Source organism: Sneathiella litorea (genome assembly GCF_009882915.1).
GTDB lineage: Bacteria > Pseudomonadota > Alphaproteobacteria > Sneathiellales > Sneathiellaceae > Sneathiella > Sneathiella litorea.
On the sequence record NZ_WTUW01000002.1, the window covers coordinates 530659 to 553377 of the forward strand.

Below are 22719 nucleotides of genomic sequence, written 5' to 3' on the forward strand. Positions count from 1 at the left end.
TACTAATACTCCTTCACTATGAGGAGGGAGATATTAATCCAGAGGGATTCAAAGACACGCAAAAGAAAGACAAAAACGCCAATTAAAAGTAAGCCTTCGGGAATAAACTGGGGAACTTCAGCCACAGATGAAGACACTGTACCGCGATAAAAATGATTAATAACGCTTCGCCCAATATAGTAAAATAAAATAGATCCAATAACGCTACAGGCGAGATTAGAGAATAGTTCAAAAAACAAACGGTTTCTTTTGGAAAAGTTGTCTTTTAGGATCGTAACTTCGATTAATGCTCTTTTATGAAAAGTTTCCCCTAGCGCAAGAAAAGCAAGAGAAGCAACAGCATATCCAACGAATTCATCAAGTACAAATGTTGAAGTATCAAAGGAATTGCGAAGAATAATTTCTAAAATAATATGTAAAAACATCCCGCATAACATAATGACAGCAAGGCTATTCGCTAATTTCGAGATGGAGTCTATTATCTTATGGGCATACATAATTTCATATTTTTCGCAATAAATTGGATACCAAGGTGATAATTCCCCTCTGGTATCCTAATTTTTATTAGTATGAACGACCTACTTTGTCACTATAGGCCTTAATGATCATTTCACCTCTTGGTCCAGCTGTTTCTTTCCAGTCACTAATGACTTTAGTTGCAGCTTTTGCTAAGTGCGCTTGAAGCTCAGGAGATATCTCTTCAACGATCGTAACGTTATTTTCCTTTAGAGTTTTATAGTTACCTTGCACTCGCTCCAACAAAGCAGCCCAGTTGCGTTCATCCGCTTGTTTTGCAGCTGCTAAAATTGCATCTTGTTTTTCTTTGCTCATATTATCAAAGGCGTCACCATTTATATGCACAAAATTCAGAGGCATTGCATAGTTGACCTCCGTGAAGTGACTTAAGTGCTCCCAGAATTTCGCATTCACGCCACCTTCAGCTGATGTCAAAACACCTTGTATTCCATTTGTTGCAAGTTGTGGCACCACATCAGCCCAAGAAAGTTGTATCGGTGAAGCTTCTGCCTCGATCAATGTGCGTGTACCATTTGCATCATAAGTACGCATCTTGAGGCCTTTAATTGCGTCGACCGTATCGACCGGATTTTTGGCCCAAAGTCCGGACGCGGGCCAAGGGGAGGCATACAACAAGCGTTGGCCATTTTTCTTGAAGAATTCTTCATATGCAGGGAGTGAAATTGTGTAGAGAGTACGAGCTTCCTCAGCATTTGCAGCTAAAAACGGCAGCGAACTCAAAAGAAAAATAGAGTCAGAACCCGCAAGAACGCCTCCAATTGTATCGGCAATAGGAACAGCACCATCACCAACTGCATCAAGATTATCTTTTGATTTAAAACCAAGACTGCCACCTAAATGCAAAGTGATTTCTACAGCGCCATTTGAGAGTTCCTTTACCTTATTTGCAAAGAACGTGTCGCCTTGACCGTGAATTGAATGCGCTTCATATTCATTTGTCATGTCGAGCTTCGTAACTGCTAAGGCTGGGGTTGCAAATACGCCAAAAGCTAATGCAACTGCTAAAACTGATCTTAAAGCCATTATAAAACCTCACCTATTTAATTTAATAAAGAAAGATGTTGAAACGCACTTATTACGCAGCCTCCATCTTGTTTCGGATTGATGATGTGGCAACAGTATCAATGGATAAGCGACTATCCTCTTCAACGATCACAACACCATAGTCTTTTTCCGCCCCAGAAATCGTGACTTTACTAAGCAAAATGTCATTTAAAACTTCTTGTTCTTCACGTTCATTTGCAGGGCCGTACCCACCTCCACTCGCCATGACATGGCTAAAAATGTCACCCTTGCGAAGTTGAATAGGTTCACTAAGTAGAACAGGAAGAACCCGTTCACCCTTAGAATTTTTGATAATATTCATGGAAGGCGCGCCGTTTGCACCACCGAATAGTCCATGAGGAGGGAAATCGCGCTTATCTGAACGTATATTCAAGGTCGCGACATCAGATAGAATTCTATACTCCCGTTTAATAGATAGCCCACCGCGCTTTTTACCGGCCCCACCGGAATTGTCTACAAACCCATATTCTTCGATACGAATAGGATATGCTGCCTCAATCATCTCAATGGGAATATTCGATTGGTTAGCTCCAATGTGTGGCACACCTTCTTGACCGTCACTGCCTTGACTTGCCCCCCAAACACCCATAGCAGTCTCACAGAAAATGAATGTTTTTCCGTTCTCCATGCCGGAAATTGTAGGTAATGTTGATCCGCCAGATCCGTCTGCAGTTACTCGATCTGGCACAGCCTTGGAGAGAGCTCCCATCAGGCAGTCAATCATACGATAACCAGTGATGCCCCGGGCGCCGGTGGCACCAGGAAGCACAGGGTTCAGAACTGATCCTAAAGGTGCCCGCACATCAATGACTTCGGTAAAACCATGACAGTTTGGAATGTCTGATTTCATTACAGAGCGAAGCGCTGCATAAGCACAGGCTTTGGTAAACGGAAAGGTGGAGTTCACCCCACCCGCGACTTGTCGGGAAGATCCTTCCCAGTCAACGATAATGCTCTTATCTTCAACCGTTAGTTTTGCTTGGAAAATAATCGGTTCCGGGTTGTCACCGATGCCGTCAATATGATCGGTAAACTCATATATGCCATTCGGAATTTCAGAAATTTCTTCCTGAGCCAAACGTTTGGCATATGCATTAATATCATCAATTGCCGTATCAATCACTTCTGGTCCATAGCGTTCATAAAGTTTCTGCAACCCTTTTGCGCCCGTGGTACAAGCGGCCATTTGTGCTTGGAGGTCCCCAAAAACTAGGTCAGGGGTCCGTACATTGATCGCTATCATTTTCCAAAGTGTTTCGTTTCGCACACCTTTATCAACTAATTTGAGAACAGGAATACGCAGACCCTCTTGCCACACCTCAGTCGCACCCAATGCATTCGAACCTGCAACGATGCCCCCCACATCAGAATGGTGCGCAAGTGTAGTTGACCATGCTTTTAGCTGGTCCTCATGAAATACAGGCTTCACCACATAGATATCAGGCAGATGTTGTCCCGCTGCTTCATAGGGGTCATTCATGATGTAATAATCATTTTCATGAATTTCGTTCCCGAGGACATGAATCATATTCGTTAACGCATCATGGAAGCTGCCAAGATGCATAGGTGTACACACACCTTGGGCAATAGCCCTGCCCTGCGCATCACATAACGCAGTTGAGAAATCAAGGGAGTCACGAACAATTTGTGAATACGCAGTACGGATAATTGTTAATGTGATCTCTTCTGCAACCGTGTCGAACGCGTTACGTAAAACTTCTAATAAAAAGGGATTTGTTTTCTGCTGATGTTCCATATGTCTTCACTCGTCAGTAATCAAGATTGATGACAAGATTATCAAGTTGGTCTCGATGAACGCTGGCGTCTGGTGGTACAATTGTCGTGCCTTCATATTCTTCGATAATCACTGGGCCTTTCCATTCAGTTCCCTGAATTTCAGAACGGTTTACGATAGGTGTCTTCATCAGACCAAATTCATCACCATAATAAACCATACGAGAGGATAATGGCGTGTAGCTGCCTTCCTGGCGTAGTCGTTGCGGAGAACGATCGACAGGATCAGTTGCACGGACTTTTAGCGAGACAATTTCTACATTATTGCCTTCATCAAATTTGTGACCAAAGCGACGTTCGTGCTCCTCATCAAAACCAATGCGAAGCTGTGCAGAAGCCTCTTCGTCAAAAAAGTCCTTTTTTAAAGGAACTGTAAGTTCGAAAGCTTGACCGACGTAGCGCATCTCGGCTTCAAGTTTATAAGCTGGAGTGTTTTCTTTAAGGTCAATCAGGGCATCTGCATCTTTTTTCAGCTTGTCAAACAAGGTATTCGCATTGTTCAGATCAAAAGAGGAAAGTTTAGCTGGAAAAGCGCCTGCAACAGTGACAGAACGCTTTGCAACCATCAAACCAACGGCGCTAAATACACCTGCGGCGAGAGGTACAATCACTTGCTTAACTTCAAGGCTTCTTGCAATACCTGCGCCATGGACGCCGCCGTTTCCACCAAAGGCGAAAATAGAAAAATCTCGTGGATCACGACCACGGTATGTGGTAACAGCCTTAATTGCACGTACCATGGTCGCATTGGCGACTTGGTGAACACCATAAGCCGCTTGATAGACATCCAGATTCAATGGTTTTGCAATTTTCTCTTCAATCGTTTTATAAGAAAGAGTGGCATCAATAGGTACACTCCCCCCTGCAAGAGCTTCTTGGCTCAAGAAACCGGTTACGACATTTGCATCTGTAACAGTTGGTTCTAAACCACCCGTACCATAACAAACTGGACCTGGGACTGAACCAGCGCTATCCGGGCCAACTTTAATGGAGCCCGCACGATCAATACGTATAATAGACCCTCCTCCGGCACCTACTTCAGAGATATCGATAACTGGAAGCTTAAGTGCATAACCAGCTCCCCCAGTAATTGAGCCCGCAGAACTCATTGAAGCACCAACTTCATAGTTCTCTGCGTAAATCAATTCGCCATCTTCGATGAGGGATCCTTTTGCCGTCGTTCCTCCCATATCAAAAGTAATTGCGCTTTTAATTCCAAGTTTTTCAGCAATATAAGCGGAGCCAACAACACCGGCAGCAGGACCACATTCGATAATCTGTGCTGGCTTCACCATCACAGATTTAGCACTAACCGTCCCTCCTGAAGATTGCATCATCATCATGGTTGCAGGGCAACCTGATGTGCGTAAATCCTTTTCCATTTCTTCAAGATACTTGTGAACTGGAGGGCCGACATAAGCATTGATTACAGTCGTGCTCGTTCTTTCGTACTCACGAATTTGAGGTAGGATATCGACAGAAAGTGAGATGAATAAATCTGGTGCCAATTCCCGCAAGATTTTACCAACACGTTTCTCATGATCAGAGTTCACATATGAATGAAGAAAGCAGACAGCGACCGCAGTAACATCCAGTTTTTTTATGTGTTTTACAATTTCACGAACTTCATTCTCATCAAGCTCTGTTATCACCTGACCCTTGCTATCCAGTCTCTCTGTCACTTCGAAACGTAAATTTCTGGGCGAAAGTGGCTGAGGCTTTACATAAAGCGGATCATATAACTTTGGAACACGGATACGTCTTAGCTCCAAAACATCGCGAAAACCTCTAGTCGTTATTAAAGCTGTTTTAGCACCCTTTCCCTCAAGAATGGCATTTGTTGCAATGGTACACCCATGCACCATCTCACTCATTTCTGAAATTGCTAATGATTGTTTCTTTGCAAGCAAATGAATTCCATTGACCACACCGCGACCATAATTCTCGGGTGTCGAGGGCACTTTACTTGTATGAAGCGTTCCATCCTTGTCAATATAAACAATGTCGGTAAATGTACCGCCAATGTCAGACCCAACAATCCAGTTCATAATAAATGCTGCCTCTAAACTCAATTTTGTTACGAGTTAGAGGCTAGCAAACGAAACTTGATTAAATCCAACTGAAATATTCTATGTAATTTAATAAATAATTTTTATAGAGTCTTGTTTTGGCATGTCTTTTAAATAAGACATGGATAGATCCCTGACCATTTCAGCAACACCCATATCCGGGCTCATGGGGTAGCTGACGGAAAATTTGAGTTCAGGTAATTCAAAACCTGTATCAAGCTTTATGAGGGAACCATTTTTTAACTGTTGTTCAATAACAACTTGGGGCACAGCTCCAGCCCCCAAACCCATTTCAACAAGCATTACAATGGTTTGCAAAGAGTTGACTGGATTTAAGCGAATTGAAGAATTAGCATTTACTTTAAGATATGGGCTCAATTCTTGATATGGTCTTGTCAGTCGCTCAAACGTAAAGAAATCAATCTCCCCCAAATCATCTTTTGTTAAGAGCCGCCCATGCAAACCCAACTCAGGCGCCGCAACAATAACCATTGGGCAAACACATAATGGTAAACTTGCAATGTCAGCATGGGCAATTGGCCCAATCATAAAGGCCAAATCAATTTCGCGCGAAATCAAATCTTCCCTTAAGCGATAAGATGGTCCGACATGTAGTTCGAAAACTGCGTTGGGATATCTTTTTCGCAAGATAGAAAAGAAACCGGGCAACCAAGAAATTGCCATAGTATCAGAAGCGCCGATACGTATAATACCCGTTAGTTCATCCTGTCCTCTGGTCATCTTAAGGACACTGGCCTGAAGCTCAAGGAACTTCTCTGCATAAGATAAAAATAAACGACCTTGAGGCGTTAGAACCACACGATGGCCCGAGCGATTAAATAGTGATGTTCGCAAATAATTTTCAAGGGCAACAATCCGCGCAGATATGGTGGGTTGAGTCGCATTCAACCGCTCAGCAGCTTGGCGATAAGTACCGAGCGTTGCCACCATATAAAAGCTTTGAATTTGATCAAAGGTCATAGCGTTTTTTAGCACTGCATCAGAGTGGTTTTGAAAGCACATTCATTAGAGGGGTCGACTCACCGCCTCGCAAATTGTCTACTGCCTCAATGATGTGCTCAATTTGTTCATTTGTTACCATCTTTTTCGCAAGGAGCCGAAATTTATCTCGCAAGTGACTTCGCTTTGTTGTCCCTCCCGCATCTCCCCAAGCTTCAACCACGGTTTTTTCATACACTCCGTCTGCTGTGATGACCTTTACTTTGGATGGCGTGCGTAACGGAAGATAACCATCCATCTCGACACTATGTGAAATTGTAATACGAGACGCCAAATCAATTGTTTCTTTATCACCTAAGCATGATTTATCCATAGGTGATAATGCTTCAACGCCCCGAGTAACTGAAACGGCAAGGCTATACGGAAGGCTATATTGCGCACCTTCGAGAGTATGAGGATCAGAGCTGTTATTCAAAGCAGCGGCTTGTTGAAATGTTTCAACTTCAATCCGCTCTATATCTGGCCCGCTTAGATTGTGTTCTGACACAATCATGCACAGTGCTTCTATTGAGGAGTGCGTCCAGCGACAGGTCGAAAATTGCTTAAAATAAACGCCAAGAATATCTTTCTCACCACCAAGCTTTTGTGTTGCAATTTTGGCATCAAAACGATTATCTAAGTCCAGCGCATCACGACTTCCGGTAAAGCCAACCTCCGCCAATTCACATGCTGAAATTCCGGCCACAACTGACCAGGGAATAGACTCCTTAACATTCGATCCCATTTCTTGGCTTTGGGTCAAATCGGTCAATCGAGGGCCGTGATAGGCGGCTACTGCCAAAGCATGAATAGTTTGATCCAAAGTCAGATTTTTCAGCTTTGCAGCTGTGATTGCTGCTCCAAAAACAGTCCAGTTACCTGTATGATAAGACTTCCTCATCTCAGCTTCACCTAAACGAACTGAAATTTCATAACCAGCAACAATGGCTTCATAAAGCTCCTTTGTACCAGCACCGACCTCATCAGCTATAGCTAGAGCCGTCGGAACCACGGCTGCGCCCGGGTGTCCCATTGCAAGCCGATGACCATCATCGATATCCAGAATTGAGACAGCGGCCGCATTAGAAAAGGCTGCCCCTGTTGAATTTAGAGATAAAGGAGTAAACCAAACCGGGCATTTACCGTTTTTATATTGCTTACTCGCTACTAACCTTGAATAGGAAGAACCCGACCCATTCAATCCTGCGATAGCACAGCCTATTGAATCTAAAATACAATCCTCAACGCGATCAAGAACTTCCTCTGAAAGGTCCTCATAACTTAAGGATATTGCCCAAGTAGCAAGCTTGCTAGCAGTGTATGTTTTATAAGGCATTCGTCTTGAACCCAAATTATGACCAATTTTCGACTATCATCATTGAGATATGAACTCGGGTCCAGTTAATTCTATTTTACAAGTTTGATAAATATTTTTTATTAATTTATGAATTGAATTGTGTGCTGTCAGACTAATGCGACCTCGTCTCCGTATGACGCAGAACAGCACAAACGCTCCGCTATTATACCGCACTAAGTTGCTGCCACTCGACAAGTGCGGTGGTTCTTTGAAGCTTGAAGGTTTCTCTGTTGTTTAGGTGGCGCTCATGGTTGAAGTGGTTATGGACTGATGAATGGATTGAGACAAATTTCTGCAAACTTCGCCGGCGCCTGAATTTTAGCATCGCCTGCTCTCGTCGCCGGAACGGGAGATGGGAGTTCTCACAGCCATTGTTTTTCCAACGGCCTGTTTCTTGCGATGCTTCATTTCCAACTACCCTCATCGCAGCACGATATGAACGTAATCTATCCGTTACAATCACTTGAGGTTGACCGTAGCGTTTCATTATTTTCTTCAGGAAAACCATTGCTGCCTTGCGGTCGCGTCGCTTGGAAACAAAGGCTTCCAGAACCTCACCCTCGTGGTCAACGGCATGCCATAAATAGTGTGTTTCTCCATTTATCTTCACAAAAACTTCGTCCAGGTGCCATCGCCAGTTGGAGTGATTCCGGGAAGAAGGATGAAGTCGTTTCTTTCGGATCTCGCGCGCAAACAGGGGGCCAAAATTTGTTCCACCAATAGCGGACTGTTTTTATGGCAGATATCGATGCCGCGTTCATGAAGAAGGTCTTCAACATTGCGAAGCGAAAGGGGAAACCTGACGTACATCATCACGGCAAGGCGGATGACCTCAGGAGAGGTTTTGAAATAGCGAAATGGATTATGCTCTGTCATTCAGAGTAAGAATCGATTGATTGAGGGACAAGCTATTTTCTTCTGACAATGCCCCTTATTTTTTGATATTCGCTAATTCTGCCGCCCTGTTGCGAAGGCGGCCAACAATGCCTTCCGGGAAATAGTAAACACTCACTACGAAAAGAATCCCCAACCAGAAAACCCATCGATCAGGATGTATGACTACGGAAACCACTGGTACCTCTGCTATCATGGGGGCTATGTAAGCAATCGCACCCTGCAAGTATGTCTCGGCAAACACAAAAACCCCGGCGCCAATTATTGCACCATACAGTGTCCCCATTCCGCCAATTACGACGATCAGCAAAACATCCAACATTACCTGCAAATCAAGTGTGACTTCCGGCCCAACAAATCTCAGCCATAGCGCATTCAAGGCACCTGCGACACAGGCAAGAACCGCAGCAATGCAACTTACAACAACTCGGTGACGGAGAACATTAAAACCAAGCGCCTCGGCCCTGAGTTCATTCTCACGGATGGCCTGCAACACCCGCCCAAATGGAGAGTTTACAATTCGCAGCATTAGAAGGAAGAGAAGGCCGCAAATTAGAAGTATTGCGTAATAGCTCAGCGTCGTTCCGTTAATCGGGACACCAAAGACATCTCTAGGGATTATTACAAAGGCCGGCTTCAGAACACGTGGTATCTGAAAAATCAAGCCATCATGCCCCCCTGTAATGGTGTAGAACTGGTTCACCAGAACAGCGAACGCATTTGCAACAGCGAGAGTGATCATCGCGAAAAAGATCGTTTTAGTTCGCATACTAAAGAGGCCGACCGCAACCGCAATCACAAATGAAAGAAAAGCCCCCGCCAGAAAACCAATCGCAATGGCTTCCCAGGAGGCTCCCATGGACTTCAAGGCAATGCCTGTACCATAGGCCCCGATTCCAAAATACATGGTATGGGCAAAAGAAATCATTCCTGTGTACCCGAGCAACAGATCAAATGATCCCACGAGAACCACAAAAATTGCGATTTTTACAAACACACTCATTATTGTCAGACCGCCAATTGCAACAGGGGCAGCCAGCATCGCCATTAAAAGGAGTATTAGTGTGAATGCAACAATGCGACTCCTCGGCAAATCTTCTGAAAGTAGAGAACTAATCATAGCAATACCAATTACCGTTTCGTCAGGGGAAATAATCCGCGAGGCCGCCAACTGATAACGGCCACAAGCAATATGATCGTAGAAGTCATCGCCATCTCCGGAACCAGAAATGCGACATAGTTGGCGACGACAGACACAAGAATTGCACTTATGAAGCACCCAGTAATCGACCCCAATCCACCCATAATAATGACAATAAAGGCCAAGATCATTAGTTCACCACCAATATCCGCCGTCAATGTTCCACGATAGAAAACCCACATCACGCCGCCAAACCCTGCGAGTCCGGAGCCCACTACAAACAAGCCCACAAAAAGCCTGCGAATGCGATAACCCAACGCTTGGATCATTTCGGCATCTTCAACACCCGCCCGTATTAGCAGGCCTATCCGCGTATGGGATAAGGAAAAATACATCGCCAGAAACAGCACTGACCCAAATACAACGACAAGCAATCTGTATTTTTCGACAACGGCATCACCCATGACAAACGCACCGCGCAAAGAGGTCGGCAATTGAATAAGTTGTTCCTGCGATCCCCATATCATCATGACAACCTGTTCGATCACGATCATGCCGCCCATAGTGATCAGTATTTGCTTTAGGTGATCCCCGTAAACCCGCCGAACAATTATCCGCTCGAATATCCAGCCGAGAAAACCCGCACCTACGGCGGCAACGATGACAACTGCTATCAGCGCGAGAACGTTCAACACCAAGTTGTCGGCGACTGTCAACCCGGTCATCATTGTCAGCACAGCGTAGGCGAGATATGCGCCAACAGTAACGAACGCACCATGACCAAAATTTAGAACATCCATAAGACCAAAAACGAGCGTCAGTCCTGAAGCGACGATAAATACCATCATCCCCATAGCCAAACCCGCCAGCGTTAAGGTCAACCAGATACTCGGCGAGCCGACAAAGACCAGCGCTATCAGTGCAGCGGCAATCACTATCACAATCGGGAGCCAGTCTCGCTTCAACAGACTTGTTGTAGAGCCGATGGAAATAACTGTTTCTGAGGTACCTTGTTTATTCATTGAGTGCGAGTCCCAGATATTGTTGCTGTAGGTCCGGGTTGCTGGAGAGCGTTTCCATAGCACCTCGATGAACCACTTGTCCGTCGTCTATCACGACAACATCATCACCAAGCGCTGCTGCAAACGCAAAATTCTGCTCAACTAAGAGAATAGTGGTCTGCATGCGTTTCAACTCGAGAAATGCATCGATCATGTCCTCAATGATTGCCGGGGCGATACCCTTGGTTGGTTCGTCAATGAGAAGTAAATCACTTGGTTCGATGATCGCGCGCGCGATTGCAAGCATTTGCTTTTGACCCCCAGACAGATTTCCTGCTGCGAGATTCCAGAATTTTTTTATCGGGGGGAACAGGCCAAATATCCATTCAAGGCGGTCCGTATCGAACTTTCCACGCCGAGCTGCAAGGATCATATTTTCGCGAACGGTAAGGTCGCCGAAAATGCCCATATTCTCCGGGACGTAGGCGACGCCCGCCCGAGCTATTTCAGAGGTTGTCTGGTCCTGAATTTCCTGCCCGCGTAATTTCACGGTTCCAGATTTAGCCTGCCATAATCCGATGATTGTCCGCAGCGTCGTTGTTTTCCCCGCTCCATTGCGGCCTACGATCACAGTGAACCCATTCTCGGCCACGTCAAATGTAATGCCCTGAAGAATGTGATACTGCTCAATATAGGTATGGACGTTTTCCAGCTGCAGAATTGGCTGCGTCATTTGGCGGTTCCTACTCTATCCTGCCTTGCCCGACCGAGATACGCTTCACGAACAATATCTGATGCCATAACCGTTGTCGGATCCCCATCTGCCACAACTTCACCGTTGTTCAAAACGACAATGCGATCAGCGAGTGAACGGATAACGTCGAGTTTATGTTCCACCAGCAGTATCGTTTTATTTCCCTCAGACTTTACGCGTTTTATTAAATCAAGAACGATTGGCACTTCATCAACACTCATTCCAGCAGTTGGTTCATCAAACATATAAACACGAGGCTCAAGAGCCATCAGTATGGCAACCTCCAGCTTACGCTGGTTTCCATGGCTTAAGGTTGAGGCATTCGCCTTTGCATACTGTTCAAGCCCAGCAAGTTCCAAAAAGTGATCTGCTTTCACGATTAAGTCTTTGTGGCTGCTCCAGAGTGTTAAAAAGCTATCCCGGGTCTTAGCCATAGACTGAACTGCCAGGCGGATATTCTCCTGGACACTTAGCTCCGGGAACAGGTTAGTCAGTTGAAACGCGCGTCCGATGCCGCATTGTGCCCGGCGTGCCACCGGGTATTGGGTAATTTCCTCACCGTTAAGAAAGACTTGTCCGGACGTAGATTTAAGCTGACCCGAAATAAGATTGAAATAAGTTGTTTTACCCGCACCATTCGGCCCAACAATGGCCGTCAATGTCCCTTCTTCGAAACAACAGGAAACATCGCTTACCGCTAAATGCCCACCAAAACTGACCGAAAGACCTTTGGTCTCAATTACTGGGTAATGGTCAGCAATGTTAGGTGCGGAATCCATAAAAGCCATCCTTTGTAACGACGAATGCTAACAACTAATCACAAAAAAAATTGCGCGCCGGAACATATAAGCACCCCAGCGCGCCGCTCACTATCTTTCATTACGGATAGGAATATCGAACTCTTCAGGCTCAATCTTGCGAACCAGTTGTGGCACCGCCCATGCAACACCTTCTTCATTAGCAAGCTTCACATGATACATTGGCATCATCGCCTGATGATCCTCAGCACGGAATGTTCTGGGACCGCGAACTGATGGGAATTCCATCCCCTCCATCGCAGCAATCAAATCCTCTGTTTCCGTCGAGTTCGCTTTCTTCAAGGCCGTCACGACAGCAGATGCGGCGGCAAAACCCTCCACAGTGAAGAAATCCGGTGGTGTACCGAACTGCTTTTTATGCTCGGCGACAAACCAGTCATTGATTTCATTTTTCGGCAGTCCGTAATAATAAAATGCTCCGCCTTCCATTCCCGGCACGACCTTAAACGTTTCCAGCGCCGGTAGCGTCAAGATAATTGACGTTGGCTCCAGATTATAGCGTTCCGGGCCCCAATTCATGATTTTGCCCATATAGTTTGGCAGAAATCCAAAATATGCGAAAAGAATTTTCCGGCCTTTCGCATTCTCCATTTTCTGGGCAATCCGCTCCAGAGCTGGCGTAAGATCAGCTGCATTTACTTCAACGAATTCTTCTGCCGCAACGGTTGCGCCATACTTTTTGACAGCTTCCTTCAAAGCGGCCGCACCATCCCGCACGAAGGCATAATCTTCACCGATAATGCCTATCGACGTGTTTTCATCGAGACGCATCGCAACTGCCTGGGCCTGCATATCAAAGGAGTTGTTTCGAGAAGATTTAAAAATAAAACGGTTCCAGTCCTCACCGGTGATGGAATCGGCGACAGCGGGTGCAACGAGGAGGATTTTTTCATAGTCCTGAGCCACTGGTAACATCGATTTCGTGATACCGGATGATGTTGAACCTACCACAAGAACAGAACCATCTTCATAAGCTTCTGCCAACAACGCTCTCGCCCGATCCGGCTTGATCGTTGTATCTTTTCGTATAACCTCGATATCACGGCCGAGAACTTTTCCCGTGCCTTCCGTTGCCCACTGAATACCCAAATCAAATCCACGATAGACCTGATTGGCATAAGATTCCAACACGGCACTACCAGTGACATCCTGAATGACGGTAATTTTGATGGAATCCTCTGCATATGCCTGCATCGTGGACCCGAACAGCATGATTGCTGCTGCTAGAATACGCTTCATCTACACCTCCTCCGATTTCTGCGATTGCCGCAGTTGACTGTTGACTGCAATGATAACATAATGATAAACATGACATCAGTTTTTGTTTTTTACAACTGTTAATTTTTCTAACAAAATTAATTTGTGGAAAAGTTATTCAGGTGGAGGTTCTTCATGCGACATTCATGTAATAACAACCACCTAACTCGCCTTTGGAATATTTCGTAAATAAAGCCGTTGCGTCTATTTAGTATAGATAAAAACTCAATGGACGCGCCACCATCAACGTTCTCTGGAAGTGGAATACAACAAAATGATCAGCGAAACAGATTACATTAATGCGGATGCCATTGGCCTCGGTGAACTTGTCAAAAACAAGGAAGTGACGCCTTCCGAACTGCTGGATGTTGCCCTTCGCCGTCTCGAACGCATCAATCCGGAAATTAACGCTGTCATTAACTTGTTTGAAGATTTAGCCCGCGATCAAATTGCCAATGGTGTTGGCGATGGACCATTTGAGGGCGTGCCATTTCTGCTGAAAGATCTTCGTGCATCATACAAAGGGACAGAAAATACGGCCGGCAACGCATTCATGGCCACTACGCCAGACTTCGACAGCGAAGTAACACTCCGATACAAAAAGGCCGGATTGGTCATGTTCGGGAAAACAAATGTCCCCGAAATGGGCCTCGCTGCGGATACTTATAATACGCTTTTCGGCGCCACATCGAACCCATGGTCTCCGAAACATACATCGGGTGGTTCCAGCGGTGGGTCGGCCGCTGCTGTTGCCGCGCGTATAGTTCCCGCTGCACATGGAAGTGATGGCATGGGATCCATTCGGATTCCTTCCTCCTGCTGCGGAGTGGTTGGGCTAAAACCGTCTAAAGGACGCGTAACCTATGGGCCGGATGTTGGCGATGAGTTAATAGGAATGAGTACGCAGCATGTCTGCACGCTGTCAGTTCGGGACAGCGCTGCCATGCTCGACGCTACAACAATGCCGGATTATGGTGATCCGTATTGGGCTCCCCCGGCGCCAGCCAGTTATCTCGAATTGACGAAGCGCGATCCCAAGCCATTGAGAATAGCACTTTGCATTCGTCCTCCCATCGACACGGATGTACACCCTGAATGCATCGCAGCGACAACCCAGGCCGCAAAATTATGCGAGTCGATGGGCCACATAGTTGAAGAGGCTGACCTTGGCATTCATTGGGAAGAAGATGGATTAGCATACGCAACTACCGTAATTCTTGGTGTTGGAATGTATGCGAATGTAAAATCCAAAGCCAAGCTTAAAGGCCTGCCGGATGTTCGTGAATCTGACTTCCTGCCTGCAATCTGGTCCTTTCTGGAGGCGGGCCGTGATGCGACTGGTGCCGATTTCTATCTCGCGTCACGAAAAACGCACGAGATTGGACGACGGCTTGCTTCGTTTCATGAAAAATACGATGTTATTTTATCGCCAACGCTGTCTCAGCCGCCCTTACCTCGCTCATCCTTCGATTACACAACGGGCGAAGGATATACAGACCATGTCTGGGATTTTTCAGCATATACCCCGCTTTATAATGTGACAGGGCAACCGGCAATAACATTGCCACTTCACTGGACAAGCGAAGGTCTTCCTGTAGGGGTTCAGTTTGCCGCACGATTTGGCGGCGAAGATATTCTCTTACAACTTGCCGGACAGATTGAACGTGCTCAACCTTGGCGAGGTCGCCTCCCAGTTCTTGCCAAAGCTTTGTAGCGCAAGATTTAAATCTGTCTTGTGATTAAGAGAAGATCCCCTATGCCTCTTTATCGAAAGATAAAAGTAGGCATAGGGGTAATTTATTATCCCTTACTTATCCAGCTTTCCCTCGACACGCGTCATTGCTTCTGGATCTAGGAAGCATTCGACAGTGGCGTTGGTTTCAAGGGCCATCGCCTCATTTATGGGGAGCTGGAAGCTCAGGTTCAGAACCTTTTTTACACTCTCCCGCGCAATTTTGGGAAGGGCCGCAATTTTGACGGCAAGTTCACGAGCTGCCTTTTCTAGATCGGCATCCGGGACAACGCGGCAGACGAGCCCCATGTCGAGCGCCTGCTGCGCCGTAATATGCTCTCCCAGCAAAATGAGCTCCTTTGCCTTTTGAAGCCCGACCTGGTTTGGCAATATCGAACTCACGCCCCCTGTAACGAACAGCCCAAGGTTAATTTCCGGAAAGAAGCATTTACAGCTTTCAGACATAATTGCCATGTCGCAGTTGATCACCCATTCCAGACCTCCACCGACGGCCCAACCATGTATCGCGCCAATGACAATTTTCTCGCCGTTCATTATCAAGTCGGTAATCACCTGAATATCTTCGATAAATCGGCGTGTCTCGTGTTCACCTGCCCGTTGTTGGCCAAACTCCTTTAAGTCATCACCAGCACAGAAGGCCCGGCCCTCGCCTCGTATCAAGATAACGCCAACCTTCGGGTCGGACTGCGCCGCCTTAAGCGCGTCGGCAAAACCATGAAGAAGATCGGGATTTATCGCGTTGAGGCGTTCCGGCCGATTAAGTCGAATGTCGGCCACGCCGCCCTCGACATGAAGTTTCACGGCGTTATTCATGCCAAATCCTCTCTTACTACTCGTTTTGTTTTCCCCGATGTCCGGGGAAGCCCGCCTGGATCAACCAGTGTCACCGATGCGGTCACACCAAGCTTCTCCTTAATCTGCCGTTCAACCTCGGCTGCCAGCTCTTCTCCGGATACCGCCTTGGAGGCCAGTTCCACTTCCAGGGGGAGCTGTGAAAAAGGTCCCGAGCCATTCAGGCGAATGCGGTATTCTCCCGATAGCCGGTTGTTTCCATTGATGACGGCGGCAACCATGGTCGGAAAGACATTGATGCCGCGAACGACAACCATATCGTCACTCCGTCCGATCACCCGAAAGCGGAAACCGGTGCGACCGCATTTGCAGGGATCGGTCGCAGTTATCTTCAACACATCCCCCGTCCTGAAACGAACCAGTGGCTGACAATCTCTTTCAAGGTGCGTAAGGACAAGTTCGCCACTTGCTCCAGCCTCGATTGGAATCACATCCGCTGTATCGGGATCAATTAGTTCAGGAAAAAGAACATCCCCACCAAGAAAATGCAGATCCGTGTCATGCTCACATTGGCTGGCAAAATTACAAAAGACATCCGATACGCCATAATTCGCGTTGCGAGGTTCCATTCCCCAGACCTCTTTCAGCCGACGACGTAAATCAGGGCTATCCAAACCGGCCTCACCGCCAAACAATCCAAGCTTCAACCCCAAATCACGCGGCGTTATATCGGGAAAATGTTCTGCAATCACCTGCTCCAAGACAGCCGGATAGGACGGCGTGCAGGAAATGGCTGTTATTTTGAGGTCAAGGATCGTCTGAATAAGGAGTTTGGTGCTACCGACACCAAACGGCACAACGAGGGCGCCCGTCTGCTCGAGTGTCATATGATCCGTGACCCCCCCCATCCACATCTGATAATTCAGGCAGTGAACGACGCGATGTCCGGGGCCGAGCCCCGCCGCACGTTGACTGCGCCCGCCGACAACCGCTGTGACATGGCTGTCCCGCGCAGACAGAGCCAGGTTCATCGCCTGCCCCGTTGTGCCGGATGTTCTGTGTAAGCGATTGACGTTTTCACCCGGAGCTGCAAGGTAGTCTCCAAAGGGAGGATGATTTGCCTGAGCGATCCGCAACATTCCCTTATCGCATAGTGGAAGCGCCGCAATGTCTTTTAAGGAACGAGGCGGTGGTCTCCCTTCCCATAGCTGCTGAAAAAAGGCAGAGTTTTTTGACACATACTCACTCTGCCTCTCCCACGCTTTCTGCCGAAGGGCCGAAAGCTCATCCAATTTGACAAATTCTGCGCCCTCAACTAACGCCATAATTTATTCCTTTTTGACCAAATCATTTGCTTGAAAATCAATTCAAACCAATCGCTAGGATTCTGATTGATATTGACATTTACAAAATATGACATCATATTTATTTATATTGCAAGCATCGCCATTTTTGCAAGTGCTGTTTCTTTCCGCGGTTCATTTTCCACAACAAAAGATATATACAGAAGGCGATGCATCAGGGAGCAACGAGAATATGCAACAATATATTCCCTTCAACAGGGTTTTGGAAATACAAACCAAGGACGACGGCTTAAAAAAAGGGGAGCGTACTAAGCTCAAGCTGATGATTGCCACAGCCAAGTTGCTTCAAGATACATTTTTCCACGATTTGCGTATAGTCGACATATGCAAGGAATCAGGCGTTTCTCAAGGGACCTTTTACCTCTATTTCGAAGATAAAATGGATATTGCCACCACGACGCTTTCGAAGTTCGTCCACCATATATATCAGGCTCTTAAAGAAGCGGGTAAAAACCGCAATAGTTTGTCCGAATCTGCATATTTTACGACACTGGCCTATGTGAAACAGTTCCATCTCAACAAAGGGCTATTGCGTTGCCTAATGCAAATGACGGAAGAGTCGACGAAGTTTGAGGAAATTTATCAAACTCTGAATGGAAATTGGAACAAGCGAACCGCAGAAGCTATTGCCCGTCGCACAGGAAAGAAGCTTTCAGAAAATCCAGAAGGCTTATTGGTTGTCTATGCTGCTGGCGGGATGGTTGATGAATATCTTGCCAGCCTCTATGTCCGAAGAGATCCAGTTCTCGTTGCACATTCCGGCACTCCAGAAGACGTCGCCGAACTGTTATCAAAACTCTGGCTGAGAGCTGTCTTTGGATCGAAGTTAGGCACAGAAATTCAACCCGCTGCTGCCAGTTCCTCCACATAGCGGAGAATTTGTTTCTTCGAAATCTGATTAGCGAACAACAAACCAAATTTACTCCACCAATAGCGAACCGTTTCGTGGCAAACATCTATGCCGCGCACAAGAGGTAAATCTTCGACAATACGAAGCGAGGTGCTGTCAGACGAATGCGACCACATCTCTGTTTGGCGTAAAATGGCGATAAGGTGCCCCCTACTATGCCGCACTAAGTTGCTGCCACTCGACCAGGGCGGCATCTCTCTGAAGCTTGACTTCTTCTCGGCTGGTCAGGAGGCGTTCATGGTTGAAATGGTTATGGACTGATGAGTGAATAGAAACGAATTTCTGTAAACTTCGCAGGCGCCTGAATTTCTGCATAGCCTGCTCTCTTCGCCGGAACGGGAGATGGGAGTTCTCACAGCGATTGTTTTTCCAACGGCCTGTTTCTTGTGATGACTCATTTCCAATCAAGTTCATTGCGGCACGATACGAACGTAATCTGTCTGTGACAATGACACGAGGTTTCCCATACCGTTTCATGATTTTCTTCAGGAAAACCATTGCTGTCTTGCAGTCGCGTCGCTTGGATACAAAGGCTTCCAGAACCTCACCCTCGTGGTCAACGGCACGCCACAGATAATATGTCTCGCCATTGATCTTCACAAATACTTCGTCCCGTTGGCATTTCCAGCTGGAATGATTCCGGGAAGAAGGATGAAGTCGTTTCTTACGGATCTCGCGCGCAAACAGGGGACCAAATCTATTCCACCAATAGCGGACTGTTTCATGGCAGATATCGATACCGCGTTCATGAAGAAGGTCTTCAACATTGCGAAGCGAAAGGGGAAATCGAACATACATCATCACCGCCAGGCGGATGATCTCAGGCGATATCTTGAAATACCGGAATGGATTATGATTTTTCATTCAAGGAGAGTAGAAAATGACAATTAGGACGACAAGTTAAGTTGTGTATCAGGATTGTTTACAAATATGAAGCTCGGACAATTGGTGATTTTTTTAGTTCTTCTGACGTGCCCGAAAAAGTTATTTTGCCAATATCCAGAACATATCCGGATTCAGCCGCATCAAGCGCCATGGCGGCGTTCTGCTCAACCAGAAGAACAGTTGTTCCGTCACCGGTAATTTGCTTTAAAATCCGGAATATCTCCTCAACAAATTTTGGCGCAAGACCCAGCGATGGCTCATCAAGCAACAAGACAGATGGCTTCGACATTAATGCCCTGGCAATTGCAAGCATTTGCTGCTCACCGCCCGAAAGAGCTCGGGCAGGTTGTTCAAGGCGAGATTTAAGGCTTGGAAAAATTTCCAGAAGATACTGCTGCTCTGCACCGATATCCAATGAATTTCGGCGTAGGTAGGCCCCCATTCGAAGGTTATCAGCAACACTCATCCCTAGAAACAATTCACGCTGTTCGGGAACTAGAGCTATACCACATTTCAAAGCTTGATCCGGAGTGGTGTTTTCAATTTTCCCACCATTCCATTCTATTACACCACTAGATGTAGGCACCAATCCAACAATGCTATTTAGCAAGGTAGATTTGCCCGCGCCATTTGCACCTAAAACCGTCACCACAGATCCGGTTGGCACATTTATATTTACATCACGGAGAACTTCTTTGCCGTCATACCCGGCATGGAGATTACGTACTGTAAGCATCTGCTGCCTTTTCTCCCAGATAGGCCTTGATTACTTCTGCTGATTCTCGAATTTCCTTCGGAGCCCCATCAGCGATTTTGTGGCCAAAATTTAGAACACTGATCCTGTCGGAAATTGCCATTACCAACGCCATAACATGATCAATAATCAATATCGTCAAACCCTGGTTGGTTTTGAGTTCCCGGAGTATGGCTATCAAATCCTCTACCTCCGCGGCTCTTAGCCCTGCGGCGGGCTCATCTAGCAATAGAAGCTTCGGGCGCGTGGCTAGTGCTCTTGCGATTTCCAAACGACGTTGCTTGCCAAATGGTAAAATCCCTGCAGAACTTGTTTCATCATCCCCCAAACCAACTAGTTTGAGAAGTTCCCTTGCGGCTTCATCAGCTTCGGCGTCAGATTTTTTCCATTGCTTCGTATGCAGGGCGCTGTTGATAACCCCGCAGGCATGGAACCGATCCAGTCCCACTTTCACATTTTCAAGTGCGGTCATTTCTTTGAATAGTTCAGTATTCTGAAAGGTCCTCGCAACTCCCTTGGCGTTGATTTCGTGACCTGCCAAGCCACTTAACCGCTCGCCTTCAAACGACACATCACCCTTCGTTGCGGAATAAATACCTGATATCACGTTGAGTAATGTACTTTTGCCGGCACCGTTGGGTCCGATCACAGCATGTATAGTACCCGGAGTTACTTCCAGTGACACATCACTGAGAGCAATGATGCCTCCGAATTGAACTGTTACATTGTTTACCCCTAATATGTTAGCTTCCAACGGACTCTCTCCTGCTTTTGAAAACAATCTTTTTCAAGTTTTCAATATCAATCAAGCTTGCCAATCCCTTTGGCCGAAGCACGATAAAGCCCAACAACATAATCCCGAATACCAGCCCCAGATAGGTTTGGAACGTCTGGAGAAACTCCGGGAGAAACACAAATACAGTTGTGCCGATTATTGCTCCGAAAGGAGACAAAAGTCCGCCAACAACGGCAATTGCCAAATAGTAAACCGTTTGCGTAATACCAAACTGTGCAGGATCAAGATAAGTAACCAAAATAGCAAGCAAACCGCCACCTATAGCGCCAAGAAAAGCGCTGGCTGCAAATGCAGAAGCCTTGTAAACAAGGATATTTACGCCCATGGCTTCTGCGGCAATTTCACTCTGGCGAATAGCTGCGAAAACACGCCCGGTTCGCGAATTATTCAAATTTATTACGACTATGAAAAGCAGAGCAGTAATCGGAACAATTAAATAATATAACTCAGCACCGGTTGAAAGTGACTTGCCGAACAACTCGAAAGACGGGACAGGCATACCTGCTGCCCCTCCCGTGACCGCATCCGCATGGACGAGAGCCAGCTGAACTATCGCAGTAAATGCCATTGTTGTCAGCGCGAGGTAGTGCCCTTCAACGCGTAAAGTCATCAGGCCAAGCAAGAAACCAACTGTTGCCACCAGTACGGCAACCAAAGGAATCCCAAGCCATAGTGGTACACCCCAATTTGTCGCCAGTATTGCTGCTCCGTACCCGCCCAATGCGACAAATGCTGATTGCCCTAATGAGATTTGCCCTGCAATACCGGTAACTATTACCAAGCCCAAGACGATGAGCGATGTAACCGCAATCAAACAAAATTGATATAGGTTATAATCAGCAAATAGTTTCGGAATTAGGAAAAACATTGCAATACCCAGTACCGAAAATATTATTCGTAAACGCATCTGATTACACCTTCTTCACCGAGAGTATTCCGAGCAACCCCTGAGGTCGAACCAGAACAACTAGGATTAATATTCCGTAGCTAATCATGTCTTTTAGAGCGCTGGATATATAGGCCCCGACAAGTGTTTCGATTACACCCAGCAGAATACCTCCGACGACGGCGCCGGTTAGGCTGTTAAATCCTCCCAGAATTGCCGCCACAAACCCTTTGATGCCGATCAGGCCCATTTCAGGAGATAAAGTTAGTACCGGCGCAACCAGAATCCCGGCAACTGTCGCAATGACCGAAGCGAGCATCCAAATCGAAGAGAAAACGCCCGAAACACTGACCCCGACTAGGCTTGCCCCAGTGCGGTTATCACAGGCCGCAATTATTGACTTACCGCGAAACGTCCTCTCAAATAAAAAGAAAAGTAGACAAAGGAGCGCAAGCGAAACACCAACAATCGCCAAGTTGGCGGGGACGAGTAAAATACCACCTAAATCAAATGAAGATGACGTCAAGAGGAACGGAAACGACCAGGCGTTTGGTCCCATATAAGCCCTCAGGAACTCTCTCATCACAGTTCCAAGTGCTAATGTTGCTATGATCTGGACAAGCAGCGGGGCATTTCGCAACGGTCGCATCAAGCCGTTATAAATTGCCCAACCAAGGAAAGCAGAAGCAAACAACGCGACAATTACCGCTGGCCAAAACGGCAGACCCGTTAGGAACTGAATGATAAGCACGAGGTATGCGCCGAAAGTTACCTGATCTCCATAGCCAAAATGCACGACACCTGTGCCTTTATGGATCAGTACGAAACCTAGCGCTACCAACGCATAAACGGCCCCTGCCGTAACTGAACTAGCTAATAATTGTCCGAGCATG

General features: G+C 46.5%; 21 protein-coding genes and 2 pseudogenes. 3 read left to right on the forward strand and 20 right to left on the reverse strand.

The features are described 5' to 3' along the window. Positions 1–2: 2 nt before the first annotated feature. From GQE98_RS08790 to GQE98_RS08820, 7 genes and pseudogenes are all read right to left on the reverse strand, one after another. Entirely contained in the window at positions 3–497 is a 495-nt protein-coding gene (locus GQE98_RS08790) for a TRAP transporter small permease (protein ID WP_246157252.1), read from the reverse strand. Positions 498–564: 67 nt separating this feature from the next. After that, entirely contained in the window at positions 565–1560 is a 996-nt protein-coding gene (locus GQE98_RS08795) for a TRAP transporter substrate-binding protein (protein ID WP_161315283.1), read from the reverse strand. A gap of 52 nt (positions 1561–1612) precedes the next feature. Further along, a complete protein-coding gene (locus tag GQE98_RS08800; protein WP_161315284.1) occupies positions 1613–3358 on the reverse strand; it encodes a hydantoinase B/oxoprolinase family protein in 1746 nt (581 codons plus the stop codon). A 13-nt stretch (positions 3359–3371) separates the two neighbouring features. Further along, the gene (locus tag GQE98_RS08805) at positions 3372–5444 is read right to left on the reverse strand and encodes a hydantoinase/oxoprolinase family protein (protein ID WP_161315285.1); all 2073 of its coding nucleotides are present in this window, start codon (positions 5442–5444) and stop codon (positions 3372–3374) included. Positions 5445–5534: 90 nt separating this feature from the next. Next, complete coding sequence (locus tag GQE98_RS08810) at positions 5535–6446, reverse strand: LysR family transcriptional regulator (protein WP_161315286.1); 912 nt, start codon at positions 6444–6446, stop codon at positions 5535–5537. Between the two features lie 19 nt (positions 6447–6465). Then, positions 6466–7800: an MmgE/PrpD family protein gene (locus GQE98_RS08815; protein ID WP_161315287.1), complete on the reverse strand. Its 1335-nt coding sequence runs from the start codon at positions 7798–7800 to the stop codon at positions 6466–6468. Between the two features lie 184 nt (positions 7801–7984). Further along, a pseudogene (locus tag GQE98_RS08820) lies at positions 7985–8631 on the reverse strand (IS6 family transposase). Between GQE98_RS08820 and GQE98_RS18000 the strand changes: the two are divergent. Beyond that, positions 8557–8706, forward strand: coding sequence for a hypothetical protein (locus tag GQE98_RS18000; RefSeq protein WP_202526178.1), 150 nt, complete (start codon positions 8557–8559; stop codon positions 8704–8706). The pseudogene GQE98_RS08820 and the gene GQE98_RS18000 sit on opposite strands and share 75 nt — an antisense overlap. A 46-nt stretch (positions 8707–8752) precedes the next feature. Here GQE98_RS18000 and GQE98_RS08825 read toward each other — a convergent pair whose 3' ends face one another. From GQE98_RS08825 to GQE98_RS08845, 5 genes are all read right to left on the reverse strand, one after another. Then, positions 8753–9835, reverse strand: a complete 1083-nt coding sequence (locus tag GQE98_RS08825; RefSeq protein WP_161315288.1) for a branched-chain amino acid ABC transporter permease — start codon at positions 9833–9835, stop codon at positions 8753–8755. A gap of 11 nt (positions 9836–9846) precedes the next feature. Continuing rightward, positions 9847–10878: a branched-chain amino acid ABC transporter permease gene (locus GQE98_RS08830; protein ID WP_161315289.1), complete on the reverse strand. Its 1032-nt coding sequence runs from the start codon at positions 10876–10878 to the stop codon at positions 9847–9849. Continuing rightward, complete coding sequence (locus GQE98_RS08835; RefSeq protein ID WP_161315290.1) at positions 10871–11590, reverse strand: ABC transporter ATP-binding protein; 720 nt, start codon at positions 11588–11590, stop codon at positions 10871–10873. Before GQE98_RS08835 ends, GQE98_RS08830 begins: the two co-directional genes overlap by 8 nt. After that, entirely contained in the window at positions 11587–12390 is an 804-nt protein-coding gene (locus GQE98_RS08840) for an ABC transporter ATP-binding protein (RefSeq protein ID WP_161315291.1), read from the reverse strand. Before GQE98_RS08840 ends, GQE98_RS08835 begins: the two co-directional genes overlap by 4 nt. Positions 12391–12480: 90 nt before the next feature. After that, on the reverse strand, positions 12481–13668 hold the full coding sequence (locus GQE98_RS08845) for a substrate-binding domain-containing protein (RefSeq protein WP_161315292.1): 1188 nt from the start codon (positions 13666–13668) through the stop codon (positions 12481–12483). Between the two features lie 292 nt (positions 13669–13960). On the opposite strand from GQE98_RS08845, the gene GQE98_RS08850 reads away from it, so the two are divergent. After that, positions 13961–15400, forward strand: a complete 1440-nt coding sequence (locus GQE98_RS08850) for an amidase (protein WP_161315293.1) — start codon at positions 13961–13963, stop codon at positions 15398–15400. A 93-nt stretch (positions 15401–15493) separates the two neighbouring features. On the opposite strand, the gene GQE98_RS08855 is transcribed toward GQE98_RS08850, so the two are convergent. Together GQE98_RS08855 and GQE98_RS08860 are read right to left on the reverse strand one after the other, a co-directional pair. Then, positions 15494–16252, reverse strand: coding sequence for an enoyl-CoA hydratase/isomerase family protein (locus tag GQE98_RS08855; RefSeq protein ID WP_161315294.1), 759 nt, complete (start codon positions 16250–16252; stop codon positions 15494–15496). Continuing rightward, a complete protein-coding gene (locus GQE98_RS08860) occupies positions 16249–17556 on the reverse strand; it encodes a phenylacetate--CoA ligase family protein (protein ID WP_161315295.1) in 1308 nt (435 codons plus the stop codon). Before GQE98_RS08860 ends, GQE98_RS08855 begins: the two co-directional genes overlap by 4 nt. 88 nt (positions 17557–17644) lie before the next feature. Here GQE98_RS08860 and GQE98_RS08865 point away from each other — a divergent pair, with 88 nt between their 5' ends. Further along, positions 17645–18466 (forward strand): TetR/AcrR family transcriptional regulator, encoded by an 822-nt coding sequence (locus GQE98_RS08865; protein ID WP_161315296.1) that lies wholly within the window; start codon positions 17645–17647, stop codon positions 18464–18466. A gap of 5 nt (positions 18467–18471) precedes the next feature. Here GQE98_RS08865 and GQE98_RS18540 read toward each other — a convergent pair. The 6 genes and pseudogenes from GQE98_RS18540 to GQE98_RS08895 all read right to left on the reverse strand — a co-directional run. After that, positions 18472–18594: pseudogene (locus GQE98_RS18540) on the reverse strand (IS6 family transposase); the annotation flags it as partial. 64 nt (positions 18595–18658) lie between these two features. Further along, positions 18659–19369, reverse strand: coding sequence for an IS6 family transposase (locus tag GQE98_RS08875; protein ID WP_161315298.1), 711 nt, complete (start codon positions 19367–19369; stop codon positions 18659–18661). Between the two features lie 58 nt (positions 19370–19427). Continuing rightward, on the reverse strand, positions 19428–20126 hold the full coding sequence (locus GQE98_RS08880) for an ABC transporter ATP-binding protein (protein ID WP_161315299.1): 699 nt from the start codon (positions 20124–20126) through the stop codon (positions 19428–19430). Beyond that, positions 20110–20898 (reverse strand): ABC transporter ATP-binding protein, encoded by a 789-nt coding sequence (locus tag GQE98_RS08885; protein ID WP_161315300.1) that lies wholly within the window; start codon positions 20896–20898, stop codon positions 20110–20112. Before GQE98_RS08885 ends, GQE98_RS08880 begins: the two co-directional genes overlap by 17 nt. Then, positions 20888–21847, reverse strand: coding sequence for a branched-chain amino acid ABC transporter permease (locus GQE98_RS08890; RefSeq protein WP_161315301.1), 960 nt, complete (start codon positions 21845–21847; stop codon positions 20888–20890). Before GQE98_RS08890 ends, GQE98_RS08885 begins: the two co-directional genes overlap by 11 nt. Positions 21848–21851: 4 nt before the next feature. Further along, entirely contained in the window at positions 21852–22718 is an 867-nt protein-coding gene (locus GQE98_RS08895; protein WP_161315302.1) for a branched-chain amino acid ABC transporter permease, read from the reverse strand. Between the last annotated feature and the right edge of the window lies 1 nt (position 22719).

Bases quoted from the DNA above. Each gene is read 5' to 3' on its own strand.
- GQE98_RS08790 (WP_246157252.1), bottom strand. From the start codon at position 497: ATGTATGCCCATAAGATAATAGACTCCATCTCGAAATTAGCGAATAGC.
- GQE98_RS08795 (WP_161315283.1), bottom strand. From the start codon at position 1,560: ATGGCTTTAAGATCAGTTTTAGCAGTTGCATTAGCTTTTGGCGTATTT.
- GQE98_RS08800 (WP_161315284.1), bottom strand. From the start codon at position 3,358: ATGGAACATCAGCAGAAAACAAATCCCTTTTTATTAGAAGTTTTACGT.
- GQE98_RS08805 (WP_161315285.1), bottom strand. From the start codon at position 5,444: ATGAACTGGATTGTTGGGTCTGACATTGGCGGTACATTTACCGACATT.
- GQE98_RS08810 (WP_161315286.1), bottom strand. From the start codon at position 6,446: ATGACCTTTGATCAAATTCAAAGCTTTTATATGGTGGCAACGCTCGGT.
- GQE98_RS08815 (WP_161315287.1), bottom strand. From the start codon at position 7,800: ATGCCTTATAAAACATACACTGCTAGCAAGCTTGCTACTTGGGCAATA.
- GQE98_RS18000 (WP_202526178.1), top strand. From the start codon at position 8,557: ATGGCAGATATCGATGCCGCGTTCATGAAGAAGGTCTTCAACATTGCG.
- GQE98_RS08825 (WP_161315288.1), bottom strand. From the start codon at position 9,835: ATGATTAGTTCTCTACTTTCAGAAGATTTGCCGAGGAGTCGCATTGTT.
- GQE98_RS08830 (WP_161315289.1), bottom strand. From the start codon at position 10,878: ATGAATAAACAAGGTACCTCAGAAACAGTTATTTCCATCGGCTCTACA.
- GQE98_RS08835 (WP_161315290.1), bottom strand. From the start codon at position 11,590: ATGACGCAGCCAATTCTGCAGCTGGAAAACGTCCATACCTATATTGAG.
- GQE98_RS08840 (WP_161315291.1), bottom strand. From the start codon at position 12,390: ATGGATTCCGCACCTAACATTGCTGACCATTACCCAGTAATTGAGACC.
- GQE98_RS08845 (WP_161315292.1), bottom strand. From the start codon at position 13,668: ATGAAGCGTATTCTAGCAGCAGCAATCATGCTGTTCGGGTCCACGATG.
- GQE98_RS08850 (WP_161315293.1), top strand. From the start codon at position 13,961: ATGATCAGCGAAACAGATTACATTAATGCGGATGCCATTGGCCTCGGT.
- GQE98_RS08855 (WP_161315294.1), bottom strand. From the start codon at position 16,252: ATGAATAACGCCGTGAAACTTCATGTCGAGGGCGGCGTGGCCGACATT.
- GQE98_RS08860 (WP_161315295.1), bottom strand. From the start codon at position 17,556: ATGGCGTTAGTTGAGGGCGCAGAATTTGTCAAATTGGATGAGCTTTCG.
- GQE98_RS08865 (WP_161315296.1), top strand. From the start codon at position 17,645: ATGACATCATATTTATTTATATTGCAAGCATCGCCATTTTTGCAAGTG.
- GQE98_RS08875 (WP_161315298.1), bottom strand. From the start codon at position 19,369: ATGAAAAATCATAATCCATTCCGGTATTTCAAGATATCGCCTGAGATC.
- GQE98_RS08880 (WP_161315299.1), bottom strand. From the start codon at position 20,126: ATGCTTACAGTACGTAATCTCCATGCCGGGTATGACGGCAAAGAAGTT.
- GQE98_RS08890 (WP_161315301.1), bottom strand. From the start codon at position 21,847: ATGCGTTTACGAATAATATTTTCGGTACTGGGTATTGCAATGTTTTTC.
- GQE98_RS08895 (WP_161315302.1), bottom strand. From the start codon at position 22,718: ATGCTCGGACAATTATTAGCTAGTTCAGTTACGGCAGGGGCCGTTTAT.